General features: G+C 38.0%; 1 protein-coding gene. It reads right to left on the reverse strand.

Annotated features, from left to right (window positions below; all coding sequences use genetic code 11):
• Positions 1-151: 151 nt before the first annotated feature.
• Positions 152-863: histidine kinase N-terminal 7TM domain-containing protein (locus RB298_RS25590; RefSeq protein WP_486049151.1), on the reverse strand; the 712-nt coding region annotated here is incomplete at its 5' end.

Consider the following 863-nt stretch of genomic DNA (forward strand, 5'->3'; position numbering starts at 1 on the left):
AAGCAAAACGTTTTACAAACATGGCTTGTTCCAACGGCTGAAACATTTTAGTCGATTCTAAGTTAAATTCATTGAACCTGTAAACTTAATCAAGAACTATAACACCGTCATTGATGCTGTTAAATATCGAATCTTTCTAAACGGGAAGAACTTAAAACATACGCAATGAGTTGATGGACCATAAATATAGAAAAGAAGAAACCCATAAAACCATTGGAACTGGATCAATTCCCTGCGGCGTAAAGCCCATTAAATAGATAAAAGCTGTGACCATAGGGACTAATTGTCCGACCATTAATGCAATTAACTGCAGGCGATAAGCTTTGGCTGTTTCCTTCCATCGGTAAACGGCGAGTAAAAAAGCAACGAACATAGACGAAAAAATGAACATGCCGTGAATCGTGTACCATGGTCCAATTTCTTGATGAACGTAAGGAGCACCTAAAACTGGGTCAATTTCAAACACTCGGTAATGAAGGTGATGCCAGTCATTTGTTGCGACCATGATCAAACTAATAAACGGAATGATCAAAAGGGCAAAAATATGTTTTTTCCTTACCTTTATGCCGACATACTGCATAACAAACAGCAGTCCTGCAGGAGGCGAAAAAGGCATGCCCACGTATTGAATGACGGTCCAGAACTTCATTTCCTCAAGGTTAATGGATAGCAAGCTAAATGCCGCACCCATACAATAAATAGTGGTGAAACCTGTATGAAGAATAAATAAATGCGCAATGTTAGCGTAGTGGTGACGCTTAATAAATACGTAAAAACATAAGTATAAATTAAGAACACCGGACGTGCAGATAAGCGTTATATAAGCTGTTAAATCTAAATTCACAATTGTATCCCTCATTAAG

Origin of the sequence: Priestia sp. BR_2 (assembly GCF_041954005.1) — a bacterium.
Lineage (GTDB): Bacteria > Bacillota > Bacilli > Paenibacillales > Paenibacillaceae > Paenibacillus_AQ > Paenibacillus_AQ lautus_A.